This is a genomic window from Roseateles sp. (assembly GCF_965262435.1).
In the GTDB taxonomy this organism is placed as follows: domain Bacteria; phylum Pseudomonadota; class Gammaproteobacteria; order Burkholderiales; family Burkholderiaceae_C; genus Paucibacter_A.
The window spans coordinates 5500881-5519448 of the sequence record NZ_OZ253537.1 but is presented as its reverse complement, the minus strand read 5'-3'; the positions used below and the strand labels follow the sequence as shown (position 1 = coordinate 5519448).

General features: G+C 68.2%; 16 protein-coding genes. 7 read left to right on the top strand and 9 right to left on the bottom strand.

Annotation, left to right across the window (positions count from 1 at the left end; all coding sequences use genetic code 11):
* Positions 1-3 precede the first annotated feature (3 nt).
* Together ACQY39_RS23670 and ACQY39_RS23665 are read right to left on the bottom strand one after the other, a co-directional pair.
* Positions 4-3276, bottom strand: coding sequence for an efflux RND transporter permease subunit (locus ACQY39_RS23670; protein WP_428510485.1), 3273 nt, complete (start codon positions 3274-3276; stop codon positions 4-6).
* Entirely contained in the window at positions 3273-4469 is a 1197-nt protein-coding gene (locus tag ACQY39_RS23665) for an efflux RND transporter periplasmic adaptor subunit (RefSeq protein WP_428510483.1), read from the bottom strand. Before ACQY39_RS23665 ends, ACQY39_RS23670 begins: the two co-directional genes overlap by 4 nt.
* A 142-nt stretch (positions 4470-4611) precedes the next feature.
* On the opposite strand from ACQY39_RS23665, the gene ACQY39_RS23660 reads away from it, so the two are divergent.
* Positions 4612-4950 (top strand): ArsR/SmtB family transcription factor, encoded by a 339-nt coding sequence (locus tag ACQY39_RS23660; protein ID WP_428510937.1) that lies wholly within the window; start codon positions 4612-4614, stop codon positions 4948-4950.
* 146 nt (positions 4951-5096) lie between these two features.
* Positions 5097-6143: an SGNH/GDSL hydrolase family protein gene (locus ACQY39_RS23655; protein WP_428510481.1), complete on the top strand. Its 1047-nt coding sequence runs from the start codon at positions 5097-5099 to the stop codon at positions 6141-6143.
* A gap of 24 nt (positions 6144-6167) precedes the next feature.
* On the opposite strand, the gene ACQY39_RS23650 is transcribed toward ACQY39_RS23655, so the two are convergent.
* Positions 6168-7097, bottom strand: coding sequence for a LysR family transcriptional regulator (locus tag ACQY39_RS23650; protein WP_428510479.1), 930 nt, complete (start codon positions 7095-7097; stop codon positions 6168-6170).
* A 154-nt stretch (positions 7098-7251) separates the two neighbouring features.
* Here ACQY39_RS23650 and ACQY39_RS23645 point away from each other — a divergent pair, with 154 nt between their 5' ends.
* On the top strand, positions 7252-7875 hold the full coding sequence (locus tag ACQY39_RS23645) for an FMN-dependent NADH-azoreductase (protein ID WP_428510477.1): 624 nt from the start codon (positions 7252-7254) through the stop codon (positions 7873-7875).
* Between the two features lie 49 nt (positions 7876-7924).
* Positions 7925-8815 carry a pirin family protein gene (locus tag ACQY39_RS23640; RefSeq protein WP_428510475.1) on the top strand — a complete coding sequence of 297 codons (891 nt, stop codon included), beginning with the start codon at positions 7925-7927 and terminating at the stop codon, positions 8813-8815.
* A 19-nt stretch (positions 8816-8834) separates the two neighbouring features.
* On the opposite strand, the gene ACQY39_RS23635 is transcribed toward ACQY39_RS23640, so the two are convergent.
* The 3 genes from ACQY39_RS23635 to ACQY39_RS23625 all read right to left on the bottom strand — a co-directional run bounded on the left by ACQY39_RS23635 (position 8835) and on the right by ACQY39_RS23625 (position 13113).
* Complete coding sequence (locus ACQY39_RS23635) at positions 8835-9575, bottom strand: hypothetical protein (RefSeq protein WP_428510473.1); 741 nt, start codon at positions 9573-9575, stop codon at positions 8835-8837.
* Positions 9576-9674: 99 nt separating this feature from the next.
* Entirely contained in the window at positions 9675-10547 is an 873-nt protein-coding gene (locus tag ACQY39_RS23630; RefSeq protein WP_428510471.1) for an FRG domain-containing protein, read from the bottom strand.
* Positions 10548-10677: 130 nt separating this feature from the next.
* Positions 10678-13113, bottom strand: a complete 2436-nt coding sequence (locus tag ACQY39_RS23625) for a heavy metal translocating P-type ATPase (protein WP_428510469.1) — start codon at positions 13111-13113, stop codon at positions 10678-10680.
* Positions 13114-13189: 76 nt separating this feature from the next.
* Here ACQY39_RS23625 and ACQY39_RS23620 point away from each other — a divergent pair, with 76 nt between their 5' ends.
* Positions 13190-13384 (top strand): heavy-metal-associated domain-containing protein, encoded by a 195-nt coding sequence (locus tag ACQY39_RS23620; RefSeq protein WP_428510467.1) that lies wholly within the window; start codon positions 13190-13192, stop codon positions 13382-13384.
* 44 nt (positions 13385-13428) lie between these two features.
* Positions 13429-14757 (top strand): HD-GYP domain-containing protein, encoded by a 1329-nt coding sequence (locus tag ACQY39_RS23615; RefSeq protein ID WP_428510465.1) that lies wholly within the window; start codon positions 13429-13431, stop codon positions 14755-14757.
* On the opposite strand, the gene ACQY39_RS23610 is transcribed toward ACQY39_RS23615, so the two are convergent.
* Both ACQY39_RS23610 and ACQY39_RS23605 read right to left on the bottom strand, forming a co-directional pair.
* A complete protein-coding gene (locus tag ACQY39_RS23610; protein WP_428510463.1) occupies positions 14744-16921 on the bottom strand; it encodes a molybdopterin cofactor-binding domain-containing protein in 2178 nt (725 codons plus the stop codon). The genes ACQY39_RS23615 and ACQY39_RS23610 overlap by 14 nt on opposite strands.
* A gap of 1 nt (position 16922) precedes the next feature.
* Complete coding sequence (locus ACQY39_RS23605; RefSeq protein ID WP_428510461.1) at positions 16923-17396, bottom strand: (2Fe-2S)-binding protein; 474 nt, start codon at positions 17394-17396, stop codon at positions 16923-16925.
* Between the two features lie 367 nt (positions 17397-17763).
* On the opposite strand from ACQY39_RS23605, the gene ACQY39_RS23600 reads away from it, so the two are divergent.
* Positions 17764-18186: a cold-shock protein gene (locus tag ACQY39_RS23600; protein ID WP_428510459.1), complete on the top strand. Its 423-nt coding sequence runs from the start codon at positions 17764-17766 to the stop codon at positions 18184-18186.
* Positions 18187-18221: 35 nt separating this feature from the next.
* Here the strand turns inward: ACQY39_RS23600 and ACQY39_RS23595 are convergent, their stop codons facing one another.
* Positions 18222-18449 carry a hypothetical protein gene (locus ACQY39_RS23595; protein ID WP_428510457.1) on the bottom strand — a complete coding sequence of 76 codons (228 nt, stop codon included), beginning with the start codon at positions 18447-18449 and terminating at the stop codon, positions 18222-18224.
* Positions 18450-18568: the final 119 nt, after the last annotated feature.

Here is an 18568-nt window from a genome sequence, read left to right as displayed (position 1 = left end):
TGTTCATGTGAAGTTCCTTTCGGCTTGGGTGGTAGAGACGGTTGGCTGGCGATAGGCCATGAAGTACAGCAGCGGAATCACCACCAGCGTCAGCGCGGTGGAGACGGCGATGCCGAAGATCAGCGAAATGGCCAGGCCATTGAAGATCGGGTCGTCGAGGATGAAGAAGGCACCCAGCATGGCCGCCAGGCCGGTCAGCAGAATCGGCTGAGCGCGGGTGATGGCGGCGCTGACGACGGCGCGTTCCAGGCTCATGCCGCTGCGCAGCTGCACTTCGATGAAGTCGACCAGCAGGATGCTGTTGCGCACGATGATGCCGGCCAGGGCGATCATGCCGATCATGCTGGTGGCGGTGTACTGGGCATGGAGCAAGGCGTGTCCGGGCATCACGCCGACCAGGGTCAGCGGGATGGGCGCCATGATGATCAGCGGCGTCAGGTAGGAGCCGAACTGGGCCACCACCAGCAAGTAGATCAGCACCAGGCCCACGGCATAGGCCAGGCCCATGTCCCGGAAGGTCTCGTAGGTGATCTGCCATTCGCCGTCCCACTTGACCGCATAGTCCCGCTGGGCTTCCTTGGGCGGCCGGACGAAGTACTCGAGCAGCGGCCCGCCACCGGGCACTTGGATGTCCTTGAGTTCACCGCGCAGGCTGAACATGCCGTAGAGCGGGCTGTCGATGCGCCCGGCCATGTCGGCGTAGACGAAGTGGACCGGCAGCAAGTCCTTGTGAAAGATGGGCTGTTCGCGTGTGCTGTCGCTGATCTGGACCAATTCGCGCAGCGGCACGGCCTGCCCGGCACTGCCGCGCACGGTCAAGGCCAGCAAGGCCGCGATATCCCCTTGCGTGCTGTCGGGCAGTTGCAGCCAGGCCGGCATGGGCAGCTTGCTCTGGTCGTGCAGATAGATGGCCGCCTCGCCGCCCAGGCCGGCCGCCAGGGTGCTAACGATGGCGCTCTGCGGCACACCGAGGAGGGCGGCCTTGCGGCGATCGACCTGCAGCAGCTGGCGCGGTGCGCTGGCGATGCCCGAGTCGTCGATGTCGACCAGGCCCGGTGTGCGCTCGAACAGGGCGCGCAGTTGCTGGGCCACCTGCTGGCGTCCGGCGGCGTCGGGGCCGTAGACCTCGGCCACGATGGGCGACAGCACCGGCGGGCCCGGTGGCACTTCCACGACTTTCAGCGTCGCGCCATGGCGTCGGGCAATCTCCTGCAGCAGCGGCCGCAGGCGGGTGGCGATGGCATGGCTTTGCTCGCTGCGCTGATGGCGGTCGAGCAGATTGACTTGGATGTCGGCCTGCTCCGGCGCGCTGCGCAAGCCGTACTGACGCACCAGGCCATTGAAGTTGATCGGCGAGGCCGTGCCGGCATAGGCCTGGTAGTTCAGGACCTCGGGCTGGCGAGCGAGCAGGGCACCGAGCTCGCGCAGCACGCCGGCGCTGCGCTCCATCGGCGTGCCCACGGGCAGGTCGACGATCAGCTGGAACTCCGACTTGTTGTCAAAGGGCAGCATCTTGAGCAAGACCAGGCCCGTGGCCGGCAAGGCCAGTGAAACAGCGATCAGGGCGGCGACGGCCAGACCCAGCAGGCCGCGCATGCGCCGGCCGCTGCGGGCGTCCAGCAGGGGGCGGAAGATGCGCTCGAACAGGGGCGCGAGCCGGGCGCTGAAGCCGTGCAGAGCATGGGCGTCTGCGGGTTTGCCTGTGTCTGGTGCAGCCGGCAGCGAAGGCTTCATCCACAGCCGGGCCAGCCAGGGCGTGAGCACAAAGGCGATGGCCAGTGACAGCAGCATGCCCATGCTGGCGTTGATGGGGATGGGGCTCATATACGGGCCCATCAGGCCGCTGACAAACGCCATCGGCAGCAGGGCGGCGATGACGGTCAGCGTGGCCAGGATGGTGGGCCCACCGACCTCGTCCACCGCGCCGGGGATCAGCTCGACCAGGGGCTTGCCGGGAAAGAGCTGTTGGTGGCGGTGGATGTTCTCGACCACCACGATGGCATCGTCCACCAGGATGCCGATCGAGAAGATCAGCGCAAACAGCGACACCCGGTTCAAGGTGAAGCCCCAGGCCCAGCTGGCAAACAGGGTCAGCATCAGCGTCAGGATGACGGCGGTGCCGACGATGGCGGCCTCGCGCCGGCCCAGGGCGAAGAAGACCAGGGCCACGACGGCCGCCGTGGCGAACAGCAGTTTCTGGATCAGCTTCTGCGCCTTGTCATTGGCGGTGGCGCCGTAGTTGCGGGTCTCGGCAACCTCGATGTCGGCCGGGATCAAGCTGTTGCGCAGGCTCTCCATGCGTTCGCGCAGGGCCAGGGCCACGTCGATGGCGTTTTCGCCGGCGTTCTTGCTGATCGACAGGGTCACCGCCGGGTATTCCTTGCCGCCGGCTTCGCCGTGCCAGACCGACTGGCTCGCTCGCATCGGCCCTTCGCTGATGCTCGCCACCTCGCTGAGGAAGACAGGCTTGCCCGCATGCACGCCGACCACCAGCTGCTGCACCTCTTCGGCCGTGCCCAGCCAGGCGCCGGCCTCCAGGGCCAGGGCCTGGTTGTTGATCAGCAGCGAGCCCAGCTCGGCTGAGCCGTGCGCGCCCTGCAGGGCTTGGCGCAAATCGGCCACGGTCAGATCCATGCTGGCCAGGCGCGCCGGGTCCATCGCTATGCGCAGGGCCCGACCCGGGCCGCCGATGGTCTTGACTTCGCGTGTGCCGGGCGCACGCTTGAGCTCGATCTCCAGGCTGCGCGCCACCCGCTCCAGCTCATAGGCGCCGATCTCGGGTTTGCGGCTGAACAGGGTGAAGCTCATCATCGGCACATCGGCGATGCCCATGGGCTTGATCAGCGGCGGTTGAACGCCGAGGCCGCGCGGCAGCCAGTCGGCATGGCCGCCCACCGCTTCTTGCAGGCGCACCAGCGCCTCGCTGCGTGGCACGCCGACCTTGAATTGCACGGTCAGCAGTGCCATGCCGGGGCGCGACAGCGACATCACATGCTCGACGCCCGTCATCTGCGACAGGATTTGCTCGGCCGGTGTGGCCACCATCTGCTCGACGTCGCCGACGCCCGCACCCGGAAAAGCGACCATCACCTGGGCCATGGTCACATCGATCTGTGGCTCCTCCTCGCGCGGCGTCACCAGCACGGCGAAGACACCCAGGAGCAGGGCCAGCAAGGCCAGCAGCGGCGTGATCTGTGCCGACTGGAAGTAGGCCGCGATGCGGCCTGACACGCCCAGCTTGTGCTCGGGCGTCTCTTGAACAGGGGTCGGAGTCATGGCTTTTGTCCTCCTTGTGCCAGCGGTGGAACCGGTTGGCGGGCGGCAACGGCCGGGTCGGTGGCAATGCGTTCACCGGCGCTGAGGCCGCTGAGTACTTCGACCTGATCACCTCGCTTGGCGCCCAGGCGCAGCTGGCGCAGCAGGGCCTGGCCGGTCTGCGGCACGATCACATAGACGAGATTCAGTTCGGCGCGGCGCAGCACGGCACTGCGTGGGATCAGCAGTGGCCGGCCGGCTTGCACGGCCGGCGCCGGGCTGGCGTCGTCCAGCCAGACGCGGGCGAACATGCCCGGGCTCAGGGCGGGCTGAGCTGCCGTTCCTGCCGCCACTTCCGCCTCCGTTCGTGCGGACGTTTGTGGCAGATCCAGGCGCAGCTGCTGGCTGTGCGTGGCCGCGTCCACGGTGGGCATCCACTGGCGGCGCAGCGGCAGCAGGCGTGCGGCCTGGCCCGGGATCTCGATCTCGATCAGGCCCTCGGTGGTCTGTGCTCCGGCCTGGCTTTGGGGCACATGGGCCGTCACGCGCAGGGCCTTCGGGTCGTAGACGGTCAGCAGGGGGCGGCCGGGCATGGCCATATCGCCCAGGGACACCGGGATCTCGGCCACCACCGCGTCGTAGGGGCTGCGCAGCAGATGCTGGCCGCTTTGCGTGCGCGCCACGCCCAGCTGGGCCAGCTGAGCGTCCAGCTGGGCGCGTGTGGCCTGGTATTGGTTCAGGGCCTGGTCCAGCGCCGCTTGGCTGATGTAGTGCTGCTTGAACAGCTGCTGCTGGCGCTCCAGCTCGCGCTGGGCCAGCTGCAGGCCGGCGCGTGCCGCCTGGCCTTGCGCTTCGCTGGCGCTGGCCGCTTGTTCGGCGGCACGTGCGTCCAGGCGCATCAGCATTTGTCCGGCGCGCACCCGGTCGCCCGGTCGCACGGCAATTTCGACGATGGCGCCGGCCACCTGGGCCGCCAGCACCGTCTGGCGCTGGGCCTCGACCACGCCGTCAACACTTTGCCTGCGTGTGGCTCCGCTCGCCTGCACCACCAGGCTTTGCAAGCTGGGCGCAGAAGCTGTGCTTGCTGCTGGTGCTGCGGTCGCGGCAGCGCTGAGCAGCAGCAGGCCGGCCGCCCCGTGCCGCAGCAGGGCGCGAGCCGGAAGCGCCGCTGCGGCTGCAGCGCGCAAGGTCATGAAAGCGTGGGGCAGATTCATGGTCGGCAGACCAGCGCGGGGCTGGACGAAAGATGATTGATGGTTCATTATTTGCGCAATCACGCAAATAGTCAATCAAGTGAACACGCAAGGAGCCTTTAGAATGACAAGCTTGCCAGCCTCCTGCCGAATCCTGCACACCATGGAAGACCTGCCCCTTGCCGCGCTGACCCAGGTGGCGGCCTATTTCCAGGCCTTGTCCGAGCCGACCCGTTTGCAGATCCTCAATCTGCTGCGCCAGCGTGAGTGCAAGGTGGGCGAGTTGGCCGAGCTCTGCGGCTGCAGCGTGGCCAATGTCTCCCGCCATCTCGGCGTGCTGCAGCAGCAAGGCTTGGTTGAGCGCGAGAGCCGCGGCACCAGTGCCTTTTTCCGGATCGCCGATCCGGCGGTCTACCAGCTCTGCGATCTGGTCTGCGGCAGCATCGCCGGAAACAATGCGCGTGCCGCCGAGGCGGGCGCGGCCTTTCTCAAGACCCGCTGACATATTCCGTTACAAAAACGGTGGCCCTTCAAGGGTCAATCCCTGGCCGGGCGCATTGACGCGCCCGACGCTTTGGCGGAACCTTGCCGGCTTTCGCCTGCCCGTCCACTCGCCCGTGAGCGCAGGCGCCTCAACAGGGAGTCGATATGAAGAAGGCATTGAACGCGGCCCGCTTGCTCTTGCTGGCCGCGCTGACCCTGAGCACAGCGCAGGTGCGCGCTCAGGCCTCGGCGACGGGCCTGCTGCCGACATCGGGCTACGCCGGTCTGGTCGTGTTCGGCGACAGCCTGGCCGACAGCGGCAACAACGCCCTCCTGGTCGGCACCGACCCGACGCAGCAGATCACAGGTGACAGCTACTTCGCCAGCCTGCCCTTTGCCACCGGCCGCTACAGCAATGGGCCGGTGTGGGTTGAGCATCTGGCCGAGCGGCTGGGCCTGAGCGCCACGGCCTCGCAGCTGGGTGGCAGCAATTTCGCCTATGGCGGCGCCGCCACCGGCAGCGATGGCACGGGCACGCCCATCCCCGGTTTCCCCTACAGCATGCGCAGCCAGCTTGGCCAGTACCTGGCCACCGTGCCCATGGCCGGCACGCCGGCGCCGGCGCAGAGCTTGTTTGTGCTGTCGGGCGGCTCGGTCAATGTCAGCGCGGCCATGGAGGCCGCAGCCCTGCATCCCGAGCAGGCCTTCGGCATCCTGTCGGCCTCGGCCCAGGCCTATGCCTTCGACATCGCCGCCATGGTCGACGGCCTGCAGGTCGCTGGCGCCGAGCACATCCTGGTGCTCAATGTGCCGAACTTCGGCCTGACGCCGCGCGCGCAGAGCTATGGGCCCCAGGTCGCCGCGCTGGGCTCGCTGGCCGCCGGCCTGATGAACGATGCCCTGGGACTGGCCCTCAACACCGAGCCCGGCGTGCGCGTGTTCGATCTGTACGGCAGCCTGAACCAGGTGGTGGCCCATGGCTCGGACTATGGGCTCAGCAATGTCAGCCAGGCCTGCGGCGCCTTGATCAACGCCTGTGATCCCGCCACGGCCTTGTTCTACGACGGCCAGCACCCCACCGCCTATGGCCACCGGTTGATTGCCGACCTGGTCTTCAGCTCCGCGGTGCCGGAGCCAAGCAGCGCTGTCTTGTTGCTGCTGGGTGGCGTTTGTGTGCTGGCGCGTCGGCGCCGTCAGGCCGAGCCGGCCTGAGCCGCCTCAGCCGCCTCAGCCGCCTCAGCCGGCCGGCTGGCCCGGGCAACTGGCCAGGGTCGCCGCGGCGGCTTCCAAAAACACCCGGGTGCGCAGCGGCATCAAACGGCGCTCTGGGAACACGGCCCAGCAGCTCACGGTCGGCAGACTCCAGCCCGGCAGCACGCGCCGCAGCTGGCCGCCGGCGACCCAGGGTCCGGCGAAATGCTCGCCCACGGCGGTGATGCCGACACCGGCGCAGGCCAGGCGCAGCAGCATGTCGGGGGCGTTGACCAGGCTGCGGCGGGCCGGTGTCCCGCTCCAGCTTTGTGTTGAACCATCGGCAGCGCTGCGCTGCAGCTGCCAGGGCGGCGCGTCGCCGGCGCGGTTGAGGATCATCAGGCCATGCTGGTCCAGCAGGTCTTCGGGGTCCTGTGGCTCGCCATGGGCTTGCAGGTACGCGGGCGAAGCGTAGAGGCCGTTGTTGAAGACGGCCAGGCGGCGCGCAGCCAGCTGGCTGTCGCTGGGCAGCTCCCCGACGCGCACCGCCAGGTCAAAGCCCTCGGCAATCAGGTCAACACGGCGCGGCGACAGGTCCAGCATCAAGGTGATGTCAGGGTGGCGGCGTGTGAACTCCGCCAGCATCTCGCCAAAAGCATGGTGGGCCAGATCGGCCGGCATGGACACCCGCAGGCGGCCGCTGGGCCGCAGCTGGCGCTCTGAGGCCAGGGCCAGGGCGCTCTCGACCTCGGCCGTCAGCGCTCGCGCATGCTCGAGCACGCCGGCGCCGAATTCGGTCAAGGCCAGGCGCCGGGTGCTGCGCTGAAGCAGCTTTTCGCCCAGGCGCTGCTCCAGCGCGGCGATGCGCCGGGACACGCTCGATTTGGGCAGCTGCACCCGTTCGGCAGCACGGCTGAAGCTGCCGCTGTCCATCACACGGGCGAAGAGCAGCAGGTCGTCGGCATCGGGGCTCATGGTGGCGTGGTTCCTTTGAATGATGCTTTGATTGATGCTTTGGTGGAACAATCTTATCCAAACCGATGGCTTCTGTAGCTCCGGGGTTCTCAATACAGTGAGCCCATCGCCGCTTCAAGGGATGCGGCATTGACCCACAGCGAAGGAAACCCCCATGAGCCGCATTCTGCAAATCAACTCCAGCGCCCGCCGTGTCGTCGACGGCCAGGGCTCCGTGTCCACCCGTCTGGCCCAGGAGCTGGTCGCATGCCTGCAAGCCCAGCAGCCCGGCAGTGAACTGACCGTGCGCGACCTGGCCCTGCAGCCCCATCCGGTGCTGGACGAGGCGGCCCTGCAAGCCTTGTTCACCCCGGCCGAGCAACGCAGCATCGAGCAGGCCGCCCGTGTCGCCCTGGATGACGCCTTGATCGCCGAGGTGCAGGCCGCCGATGTGCTGGTGATCGGCTCGCCCATGATCAATTTCGGCGTTAGCGCCCAGCTGAAGAACTGGATTGATGCCATCTCACGGGCCCGTGTGACCTTCCAGTACACGGCGAACGGCCCGGAAGGCCTGCTCAAGAACAAGAAGGTCTATGTACTGCTGGCGCGCGGCGGCATCTACCGCGACCAGCCCAGCGACACGGTCGTGCCCTATTTGCGCACGGTGTTGGGTTTCCTGGGCATGAGCGATGTGCAGTTCATCTACGCCGAAGGTCTGGCCATGGGCCCCGATGCGGAAGCGGCCGCCTGGGAAGCCGCGCGCGAACAGATCAGCGGCGCGCTCGCTACCATCGCCTGAGCCGCTTCTTGCCACTGAAGCCAACGAGAACGAAGAAAGGTCACACCCGATGAGCAGCAGCAAGCCCCAAGTCTCTGTGCAAGCCCCCGTGCGCACGCCTCGTGCGGTGGAGCGCCTGGTCGCCGGCCAGGCCACCAGCGACGGCGCCGGAGTCAAGCTGACCCGCGTGCTGACCCAGGACCTGCAGCGCCGCCTCGACCCCTTCCTCATGCTCGATGCCTTCGGCTCGGACAAGGCCGACGACTACATCGCTGGTTTCCCCAGCCATCCGCATCGTGGCTTCGAGACCGTCACCTACATGCTCGAAGGCCGCATGCGCCACCGCGATTCCGCCGGCAACGAAGGCCTGCTCGGCAATGGCGGGGTGCAGTGGATGACGGCCGGCCGCGGTGTCATCCACAGCGAGCTGCCCGAGCAGGAAGAGGGCCGCATGGAGGGCTTCCAGCTCTGGCTCAATCTGCCCAGCCACGACAAGATGCGCGCGCCCTGGTACCGCGACATCCCCTCCGGCGAGATTCCCGAGTTCCAAACCGAGGCCGGCGTCACCGTGCGCGTGATCGCTGGCCACAGCCACGGCGTGGCCGGCGCGGTGCAGCGCGAGCACACCGAGCCGCTGTATCTGGACCTGCACCTGCCGGCCGGTGCTCGCTTCGAGCAGGCCTTGCCCGAGGGGCATAACGCCTTCGTCTATGTGTACCGGGGTGCTCTGGATTTCCCGAGCGGCTGCCGCGTGCCGGCTCAGCGCATGGCCATCTTGGCCAACACGCCGGGCAGCGACGGCCTGGTGCTGCAGGCCGCGGCGGACACGGCGACCCGCGCCATCCTGATCGCCGGCCGACCGCTGCGCGAGCCGATCGCCCAACATGGCCCTTTCGTGATGAACAGCCACGAGGAGCTGGTGCAGGCGGTGCGCGACTATCAGGCCGGCGTGCTGGCCTGAGCGAGAACGGGCCGGGGCCTCAGCGCTCCCGAATGTAGCGCTCGAAGGCCGGAATACGGAAATTGGTGGGCAGGGTGTCTTCCGTGCGCAAGGCGAAGCGCACGCTGAATTCGCCCTCGATCGGGCGGTCATTGATGCGCTGGGCATCGAAGGCCCAGCCCTCGAACGACGCCTTGGCAAAGCGCCGCACCGAGGCCGGCATGCCCGGCAGCATGTCCACATCCACCTTGTGGCAGAGGCCCTCGACGCTGACCTGGCAACGTGCCTGGACGCCGCCTTCCCAGCCGGCGCTTCTGCGGATGTCCTTGGGGTAGCTGGCCAGGTAGCGCTTGACGGGCAAAGGCGCCAGGTTCAGCCCCAGAAACTTGACCTGGCTCACTTCGCCCTCGGTGGCGGCGGGCAGCAGCTGGTAGACCAGGCGCACGCCGGTGCGGAAGGTGGCCGGCGAACCGTCCTTGTCTTGCCTGGCTGTGATGCGCGCGCCCTGGAGCTGGCGCTTGACCAGCTCAGCGAAGGGCGTCGGCAGCTCCGATTCCTGCGGCAGGTTGAAGGCCAGGTTGCGGCCGTCCGGCCCGAACAGCACATCGGCCCAGACCTCGTAGCGGTCCCGCGAGCTGCTCAGTGCCAGCGCTTGCGCATCTTCCTGTGCGTTGGCCGGCGCCTGGCCCAGCAGCAGGGTGCTCAGCAGAGCCGCCAGTGCGGCGCGCGCCGGGCGCCCTGAGGTGCTTGAGTGTGTGGGCCGGCGTAGAGGTGTGGGCATTGACATTGGCTTGGGTCCAGCGTGGCGGAGTCAGCGCATATTTTGCGTCAGCTTCACGGCTCCTCGGCTGTGACCCCCGCAGCGCTGTGCAGCGGGTATTCAGAGCAACATGGTTCGCAGTGAGTCGAATTGCCAGCGCAGGAAGCGGCCCAGGCCGACCACGTCCGGGAAGATGCTGCTGGCGGTGATCTGGTGGTGCTCGGCCAGGAACTGCAGGGCGCGGCTCTTGCACGCGGCGGTGATGGTGACGCGGCCGAGATGTGGCTGTGCATCAAGCCCGTTGTCGGCCCGCAGCCCTTGCCTTTTCAGATCGAGTGCGCGGATCAGGCTGGCGTGGTCTGAGAACACCTCGCTGGCCACCGTGTGGTGGCCTTGCTGGGTGCGCATGCGCGGCGAGATCTTTGGGTCCAGCTCCACCAGGGGCGGCACATCAGGCTGGTAAAGATAGGCGGGTTCCGCGGGCGGGTGCGGGCTGGCATCTTGCAGGGCGTTCCAGCGTCCATCCTCGGTCCTTTGTTCGATGAAGATGTAGCGGTCGTAGAACCAGAGTTCGGCGTCTTCGCCGGGATCACTGGCGCAGGCGAAGTAGAGCGAGGTCCAGTAGTCGGCGCTCCAATCCAGCAGGCGGGTCGGAATCTCGTAATGCTGCATGACGCTGAGGCAGCGCAAGGTGTGGAAGTCGTCGATCTGGCTGGGGGTGGGCATATCGCCATGCCGATCGGGCAGCTTGACATAGTGCTCACGAAAAGCCTGCGCCAGATGGCGTTCGATCAGCTCGGCCGTGGCGCTGGACGGGCGGGTGAACTGGCGCTGGAACGAGGGCTGCAGGCTGCCGAACAGGCGCGATTGGCCGCGGTAGGCCCACCTCCGGTTTTGGTTGCGGTGGCTTTCGAACAGGTCAATCAGTTCCGCCACGGCGGTGATGGCGGACGGTGCCGTGATGGCTTGTAGTTCCTGGGCGTCGAGCTTCATGGGTGCCTCCTGCCGGGCACTGCTCGCCCGCAGCCGGCAGCATGCCTTCAGACCCGGCTCCTGCCGAGCTGAACATTCCCCAGGCCCTGTCCCTGAAAGAAGGCTCAGCCGCGCCTGGGGCGACGAATCGTCAGGTGCGAGGCTCGCCGGTTTCTGGCCGCCAGCGCCGCAGCAACAAGGCATTGCTGACCACCGACACGCTGGAGAACGCCATGGCCGCGCCGGCCAGCACCGGGTTGAGCAAGCCGAAGGCCGCGAGCGGAATGCCGATGGCGTTGTAGGCAAAGGCCCAGAACAGGTTCTGGCGGATCTTGGCGTAGGTCCGGCGCGAGATGGCGATGGCGTCAGCCACCAGGGCCGGGTCGCCGCGCATCAGGGTGATGCCGGCGGCGGCCATGGCGACCTCGGTGCCGCTGGACATGGCCAGGCCCACATCGGCCGCGGCCAGGGCCGGCGCGTCGTTGATGCCGTCGCCGACCATGGCCACGCTGCGGGTCTGCCCATCCGGGCCGCGCTTGAGCTGGCTGACGATGTCGGCCTTGTCTTTCGGCAGCACCTCGGCATGGACCTCGTCAATGCCCAGCTGCCGGGCCACCGTGCCGGCACTTCCGCGGTTGTCGCCGCTGATCAGGGCCGTCTGTACGCCCATGGCGTGCAAGCGCAAGATCGCTTGCGCGGCGCTGGGCTTGAGCCGGTCGCCAAAGGCAAGCAAGCCGAGCAGCTGCGGCGCTTCCTGCTCGTTGCGGCTCAGTGCCGCCAGCCAGGACAGGCTGCGCCCTTCGTCCTGCAAGGCGGTGGCGCGCGCCTGCAGCGGCGCCAGGTCCAGCTTGAGCTCGTTCATATAGCGGCTGCTGCCCAGGCGCAGCTCGCGGGCTTCGCCCTGCCAGTCGACCTGGGCGGCGACGCCGCGGCCGGCCACGGCCCGCATCTCGCGCGCGGCCGGGATCTGCAGCCCTGCCTGCTCGGCCGCCGCCTCGCGCACGGCGCGGGCCAGCGGGTGCTCGCTGCCGGCCTGCACGGCGGCGGCCAGGGCGAGCAGATCGGCATGGCCCTCGTGCGCCAGCAAACGCGGCCGGCCCTCGGTCAGGGTGCCGGTCTTGTCGAAAGCCACCAGCTTGAGGCTGTGGGCCAGCTCCAGGGCTTGGGCGTCTTTGATCAGGATTCCATAACGCGCCGCCACGCCGGTGCCGGCCATGATGGCGGTCGGCGTGGCCAGGCCCAGGGCACAGGGGCAGGCGATCACCAGCACCGAGACGGCATGCAGCAGGGCGGGCTCCCACAGCCCCGTGCCCAGACCCCAGCCCAGCAAGGTCAGCAGGGACAGCAACAGGACCACGGGCACGAACACCGCGCTGACCCGGTCGACCAGGCGCTGAATCGGCGCCTTGTGGCCTTGGGCGTCTTCCACCATGCGGGCGATGCGGGCCAGGGTCGATTCCGCACCCAGGGCTGTGCAACGCAGGCGCAGCAGGCCTTCGCCATTGACGGCGCCGCCGGTCAGGTGTTCGCCGGCCTGCTTGGCCACCGGCAGGCTCTCGCCGGTGATCAGCGATTCGTCGACCTGGCTGCGGCCCTCCAGCACCAGTCCGTCGACCGGAATTCGTTCGCCCGGCCGCACCAGCACCTCGTCACCCAGGCGCAGCTGCTCCAGCGGCAGCTCCTGTTCCCGGCCCTCGCGCAGCACGCGTGCGCTCTGCGGCTGCAGGGCCTGCAGGGCGCGGATGGCCTCGGTGGTTTGGCGCTTGGCTCGCGCCTCCAGCCATTTGCCCAGCAGCACCAGACAGATGACCACGGCCGCCGATTCGAAATACAAGGCCATGCTCATCGGCCCATGGGCCCAGAGCTCGTACAGCGACAAACCAAAGGCCGCGCTGGTGCCCAGGGCCACCAGCAAGTCCATATTGCCGCTGCCGGCGCGCAGGGCGGCCCAGCCGGCCTTGTAAAAGCGTGCGCCCAGCCAGAATTGCACCGGTGCCGCCAGAGCCAGCTGCCAGTAGCTGTTCAGCATCCAGTGCTGGCCGACCAGCATGCCCAGCATGGGCAGCACCAGGGGCGCGCAGAGCAGGGCGGCGATCAGCACCGGCCAGACGCTGGCGGACCAGGGCGGGCCGCTCGCGCCGGCATCCTGGGTGTCCAGCAGGCTGGCTTCGTAACCGGCTTTGCCGACGGCGGCCGTCAGCGTCGCCGCCGTGATGCCTTCCAGCACCTGAACGTTGGCGCTTTCGATGGCCAGGTTCACTTCGGCCGTCAGCACGCCCGGCAGCTTCAGCAGCGCCCGCTCGACCCGGCCGACGCAGGAGGCGCAGGTCATGCCCTGGATGCGCAGGCGCCAGGTTTTCAGTTTGAGCGGATAGCCGGCCTGCGCCAGGGCGGCGGCCAGGCTGGGCAAATCCGGCGAACCCGTCAGCACGGCGGTTTCGGTGGCCAGATTGACCTCGGCCGCCAGCACCCCGGTTTGTTTGCGCAGCAAGGTCTCGACGCGGGCGACGCAGGAAGCGCAGCTCATGCCCGAGAGCGGCAGGCGCAGGCTGGCGGAGGACTCATGGCGTGCAAAGGTGGCATTCATATGCGGCTAGTGTCGGGCCAAGCCGCCCGGGCTGCCCTAGACTGGCAGCCATTGACCTTTTTGCGCCGGGAACCCCATGAGTGAATTCACCCTCCCCGATATGAGTTGTGGCCATTGCGTGGCCGCCATCACCGCGGCCCTGAAGGCGCTGGACCCGCAAGCGAAGCTGAGCTTCGATCTGCCCGCCCATCGCCTGCAGGTCGAGGGCGGCGCCCAGAGCGAGGCCGCGCTGGCTCTGGCGCTGAGCGAAGCGGGCTACCCGCCGGCCTGAGCGGCGCCGGCGCTTCTTCCCCTGCAGCTCGCCCCGCACTGCCCATGCTGGACGCCATCAAGCGCGCCGCAGCCGAAGACGACGGCTCGGTCAACCCGCATTACCTCGACCATCTGGTTGCCACCGCCGAGCAGCGCGAGATCGAGGCCACCGAGGACATCGTCAGCGGCAGCGGTGTCAAGCTGCTGGCGCGCGGCAGCAAGATCAGCGCCAGCCAGCGCGAGCGCCTGCTGCAGCACAAATTGCAAAAGCCGCTCGAGCATTGCCTGGGCCTGAGCGAGGGCATCGCGCCGCAGCGCTTGAGCGCGCTGGCGCAGGCGCTGATGCAACGTCACCCGCTGCTGCTGCAGCTGTGCCAGCACGAGCGCGCCCGTCCGGCGGCCGAATCACTGGGGCAGTTGCCCTTGTCGCAGCCCTTGCAAGCCTTGCTGACCGTCTACGCCCAGCATGGCCCGGATCGGCTTGAACACGCCGTCGGCGTGGCCCTGGCCGCGCTGGGCCTGGCCCGCCGCCTGCTGCCCGGCGACATCGAGGGCCACCGCCTGCTGGCTCGTGCCGGCCTGCTGCACGATGTCGGTGAGCTCTATCTGCAGCCCGAGTACCTGCGCCGCGACCTGCCTTTGCATGCCGAGCAGTGGCGCCATCTGGTCAGCCATTCCATCATCAGCCACCGGGTTCTGAGCGGCATTGCCGGCGGTGGCCCGGCCCTGGCCGACTTGGTGATCAGCCACCATGAGCGCCTGGATGGCTTTGGCTACCCGCAAGGCCTGCGCGGCGAGGCTCAGCTGGGTCTGCCGGCGCAGATCCTGGCCGCGGCTGAGTGGTTGGTCGGCCTGATGGAGAGCGGCGCCAGCGCCGTCGTGCACGCCAGCATCGCCACCAAGCTGATCCCGGGCGAGTTCGGCAGCGGCTTGTTGGAGGAACTGCGCCGGGTGTCGCTGGCCTGCGCTGGGCCCAATGCCCTGCCCGATGAGGCGGCCAGCCTGGCTGATGCCCTGCCCAAGGTGGTGCGCGTTGCAGCCGTGCTGCGCAGCTTCCGCGCCTCGCGCGAGCTGATCGACGCGCGCATGGCCTACGCCAGCCCGGCCTTGCGGCGCATGCTGGAGCTGCTGCTCCATCGCATGCAGCAGCTGCAGACGTCCTTCAGCAGCGCCGGCTTGGACACCGGCGCGCCTGCGACCGTGTTCGGTGAGCTGGTCGCGGAGGCTGGCCAGGTCAAGGTCGAGACGGTCTCTCTGGTGCGCGAATTCAGCTGGCGCATGCGCGAGCTGGAGCGCGAGTCGCTGATGCGCGCCAGCCAGTTCAGCGCCGAAGATCAGGCCCTGTTGCAGGGCCTGATCGACACGCTCAAGGCCGACCTCAGCCCTTCTTGATCAGCTGGGCCGGGTCGATCGGCAGCTGGCGCAGGCGCACGCCGGTGGCGGCAAAGATGGCGTTCGTCACTGCCGGCGCCAGCGGCGGCGTGCCGGGTTCGCCGATGCCACCAGGCGCTTCTTGGCTGGCCACCAGATGCACCTCCACCTTGGGCATTTCGTTCATGCGCAGCACCGGGTAGTCGTGGAAATTGCTCTGCTCGACGCGCCCGTCTTTGTGCGTGATCTTGCCGTAGAGCGCAGCCGAGAGCCCGTAGCAGATGGCGCTCTCGACCTGGTGCTGGATGGTCAGCGGGTTGACCGTCTGGCCGCAGTCCACGGCCGCCACCACGCGGTGCACCTTGGGCACGCCGTCCTTGCCGACCGAGACCTCGGCCACCTCGGCGACAAAGCTGCCAAAGCTTTCGGCCACGGCTATGCCACGGAACACGCCCTTGGGCAGCTTCTTGCCCCAGCCGGCCTTGCTTGCTGCCAGGCGCAGCACCGCCTGCATACGCGGCTGTTTGCCCAGAGCCGCGAGGCGGAACTGCAGCGGGTCGGCGCCGGCCGCGTGGGCCATTTCGTCGATGAAGCTCTCCAGGAAGAAGGCGTTCTGTGAATGCCCCACCGAGCGCCAGAACCAGACCTGCGGGCCCGGCTCGGCGCGGCCATAGGCGATGCGCAGATTGGCGATGTCGTAGGGCTGGTCGGCCAGGCCCTCCACGGCCATGGAGTCCACGCCGTTCTCGGGGATCTTCATAAAGCCCGAGGCCGCCATGATGGACGGCGAACCCACATCGGCGCGCAGCATGGTCGGCCGGCCCTGGGCGTCCAGCGCGCCTTCGAACTGCACCACCGAGGCGGGGCGGTAGAAGCCGGCGGCCATGTCGTCGGCACGGTCGTAGATCAGCTTGACCGGCCGGCCGCTGATCTTGGACAGCAGGGTCGCGGCAATGGTCACATCATGCGCAAAGCGCCGGCCGAAGCCGCCGCCCAGCAAGCTGGTGTTGACCTTGACATTGGCTTGCGGCACGCCGGCCACCTGGGCCACCACCATTTGTGTCGGCCCGGAGCCTTGGGTGCCGGTCCAGACCTCAGCCCGGTCGGCCTGCACCCAGGCCAGGCAGTTGAGAGGCTCCATGCAGGCATGGGCCAGATAGGGCACCTCGTAGCGCGCGTTCAGGGTCTTGGAGGATTCGGCCACTGCGTGTTTCAGATTGCCCTGATCCACGGCCACGGCCGAGGCCTGCTCGGCACCTTGCTGCAGCAGGGCGCTGACCTGGGCTGTGGACAGCGCCGCCTGCTCGGGCTTGGCGCTCAGATCCCATTCCAGCTTGAGGGCCTGGCGGCCTTGTTGTGCGGCCCAGTAGCCTTGGGCCAGCACCGCCACGCCGAAGGGCAGGGTGATGACTTGCGCCACGCCCTTGACGGCGCGTGCTGCCGCTTCGTCCATGCGTTTGGGTTTTGCGCCATCGAAGGGCGCGCGCGACAGCACGGCGATCAACATGCCCTCGACCTGGGCGTCGATGCCGTAGCGGGCCGAGCCATTGGTCTTGGCCGGTGTGTCCAGGCGGCGGGTGGGGCGGCCCAGAATCTTGAAGTCGGCCGAGGCCTTGAGCTTGGGCGCGCTGGGCACGGGCAGCTGCGAGGCCGCAGCGACCAGGGCGCCGTAGGCCACTTTCTGTCCGGCTGGGCCCAGCACATGGCCGCGCTCGGTGCGCAGCTGGGCGGCGGGCAGCTGCCACTGGGCCGCTGCAGCCTCCACCAGCATCTCGCGTGCCGCGGCGCCGGCCTGGCGCAGCGGCGTCCAGTGGGCGCGCACCGTGGTGCTGCCGCCGGTGGCCTGCATGCCGAACATGGGGTTGTTGTAGCGGCCATCGGCCGGCGCCTGCTCGACGCCGACCAGGCGCCAGTCGGCATCCAGCTCTTCGGCCAGCAGCATGGGGATGGCGGTCAGCACGCCCTGGCCCATTTCCGAGCTGCCGCAGATGACGGTGACGCGGTTGTCCGGCGTCAGGCGCAACCAGGCATTGGGGGCAAAGGTGTTGCTGGCGGTTTGTGCCTGGGCGCGGCGCGCGGCCAGCGGCAGGGCGAAACCGATGCTCAGGGCGGCGGCGCCGCTGGCGCCGGCCTGCAGCAGCTGGCGGCGGTTCAGGGTGGCGGTGTTAGGCTGGCGGGCGTCCATCTCAAGCTCCCTTCTGGCTGAGCGTGGCCGAGGCGTCGTGGATGGCGACCCGGATCTGCTGGTAGGTGCCGCAGCGGCAGATATTGCCGCTCATGGCCTGGTCGATGTCGGCGTCACTGGGCTTCTTCTTGGCGGCCAGCAGGGCGCAGGCGCTCATGATCTGGCCGCTCTGGCAGTAGCCGCACTGCGGCACATCGAGCTTGACCCAGGAGGCCTGCACGGCACGCCCGGTCTTGCTGGCGCCCACGCCTTCGATGGTGGTGATTTTCTTGCCGGCAGCGGCCGACAAGGGCGTGGAACAGGCGCGCACGGGTTGGCCGTCCAGATGCACGGTGCAGGCGCCGCACAAAGCCATGCCGCAGCCGAACTTGGTGCCGGTCAATTGAAGGTCTTCGCGCAGCGCCCACAGCAAGGGCATGTCGGGGTCGGCGTCGAGGGTGGCGGCCTGGCCGTTCACGGTCAGCTTGATGCTCATGAGGGGCTCCTGGGGGAAAAGACGGGGCAAAAGACGGGGCGTCCGGGCACGAAGACCCGGCGGGGGCGTCGCGCAGCTTACACAGAGCCAGACTTTCTTGCTTGCCAGCCGCGCCATGCCGGAGAGGCAGGCTCGTGCTCTGAGTCTGGGCGCTGATCCATGCCCGCTTTCGGCACCTTTTCGGCACCTTGTCAGAACCGTGCCTCGCCCCGCGCTTCGTGACGAACTTGGCACTCTTTACAGCGCCTTACCCCTTGTTGCAGCCTTGCCCGTGCCGGCGCGGCACCATGGAGACGCGTAAGAAAGAACGAAAAGAGTGGGGCCTGTTCAAGGACAGTGCCCTTCACGGCGTCGATGGGGGTACATCATGAGATTCGAAGGCAGGCTGAGCACGTGGACCGCCCTGCGCGGCTTCGGCAGCATCGCCCCGCTGGATGGCGGGCAGGAGTTGTTCGTTCACATTTCCGCATTTCCGCCCGACGGCGAGCAGCCGGTGCTGGGTGAGGTCTTGAGCTTCGAGGTGGTCAGCGGGCGGGACGGCCGCAAGCAGGCGCAGCGCGTCATGCGCTCGACGCGCAAGCTCGCCGACTTGCCGCCGCCAACCTCGCCCGGCGGGCGTCTGCAGGGTGCCGTCTACCATCAGCGCCGGCAACTGCAGCGCCGCCTGCGTTGGGCCACGGCCTGCGCGGCCTTGCTGCTGGCGCTGGGCACCGTGGTCTGGTTGGACTTGAGCCGCGCCGATGCCGGCCCGGTCTTGACGCAGCATCTGGCCCATGCGCCCGGCCGCTGAGCGTGGGCGATTGTTGCTGGCTCCAGCGCCCAGCCTCAGTCCTTGACCCAGGACACACCGCCACCGCCACCGCCTTTGCGCTCTGCGTTTTTGCGCGTGCGCAGCACCGCTTCGAAGGCCTGCTGGGCGCCGTTGCTGATGGCCACCAGCAGGCCGTTCATGTCTTCGCTGCTGAGGCTGTCGGTGTCGCGACGGAACTGCTTGATCGCCGGCGCCAGCATCTCCTTGGCCACGGCCGGGTGGGTGACAGAGACCGCCAGCATGGCTTGCAAGGGGTAGTGAGTTCGAATCCCACCGTTCCGACCATTTTATTGAAGTAAATCAACGGGTTGGCAGCGAAAGCGGCTAACCCGTTTTTCTTTTCCGGCAGTGATTGCGCTCA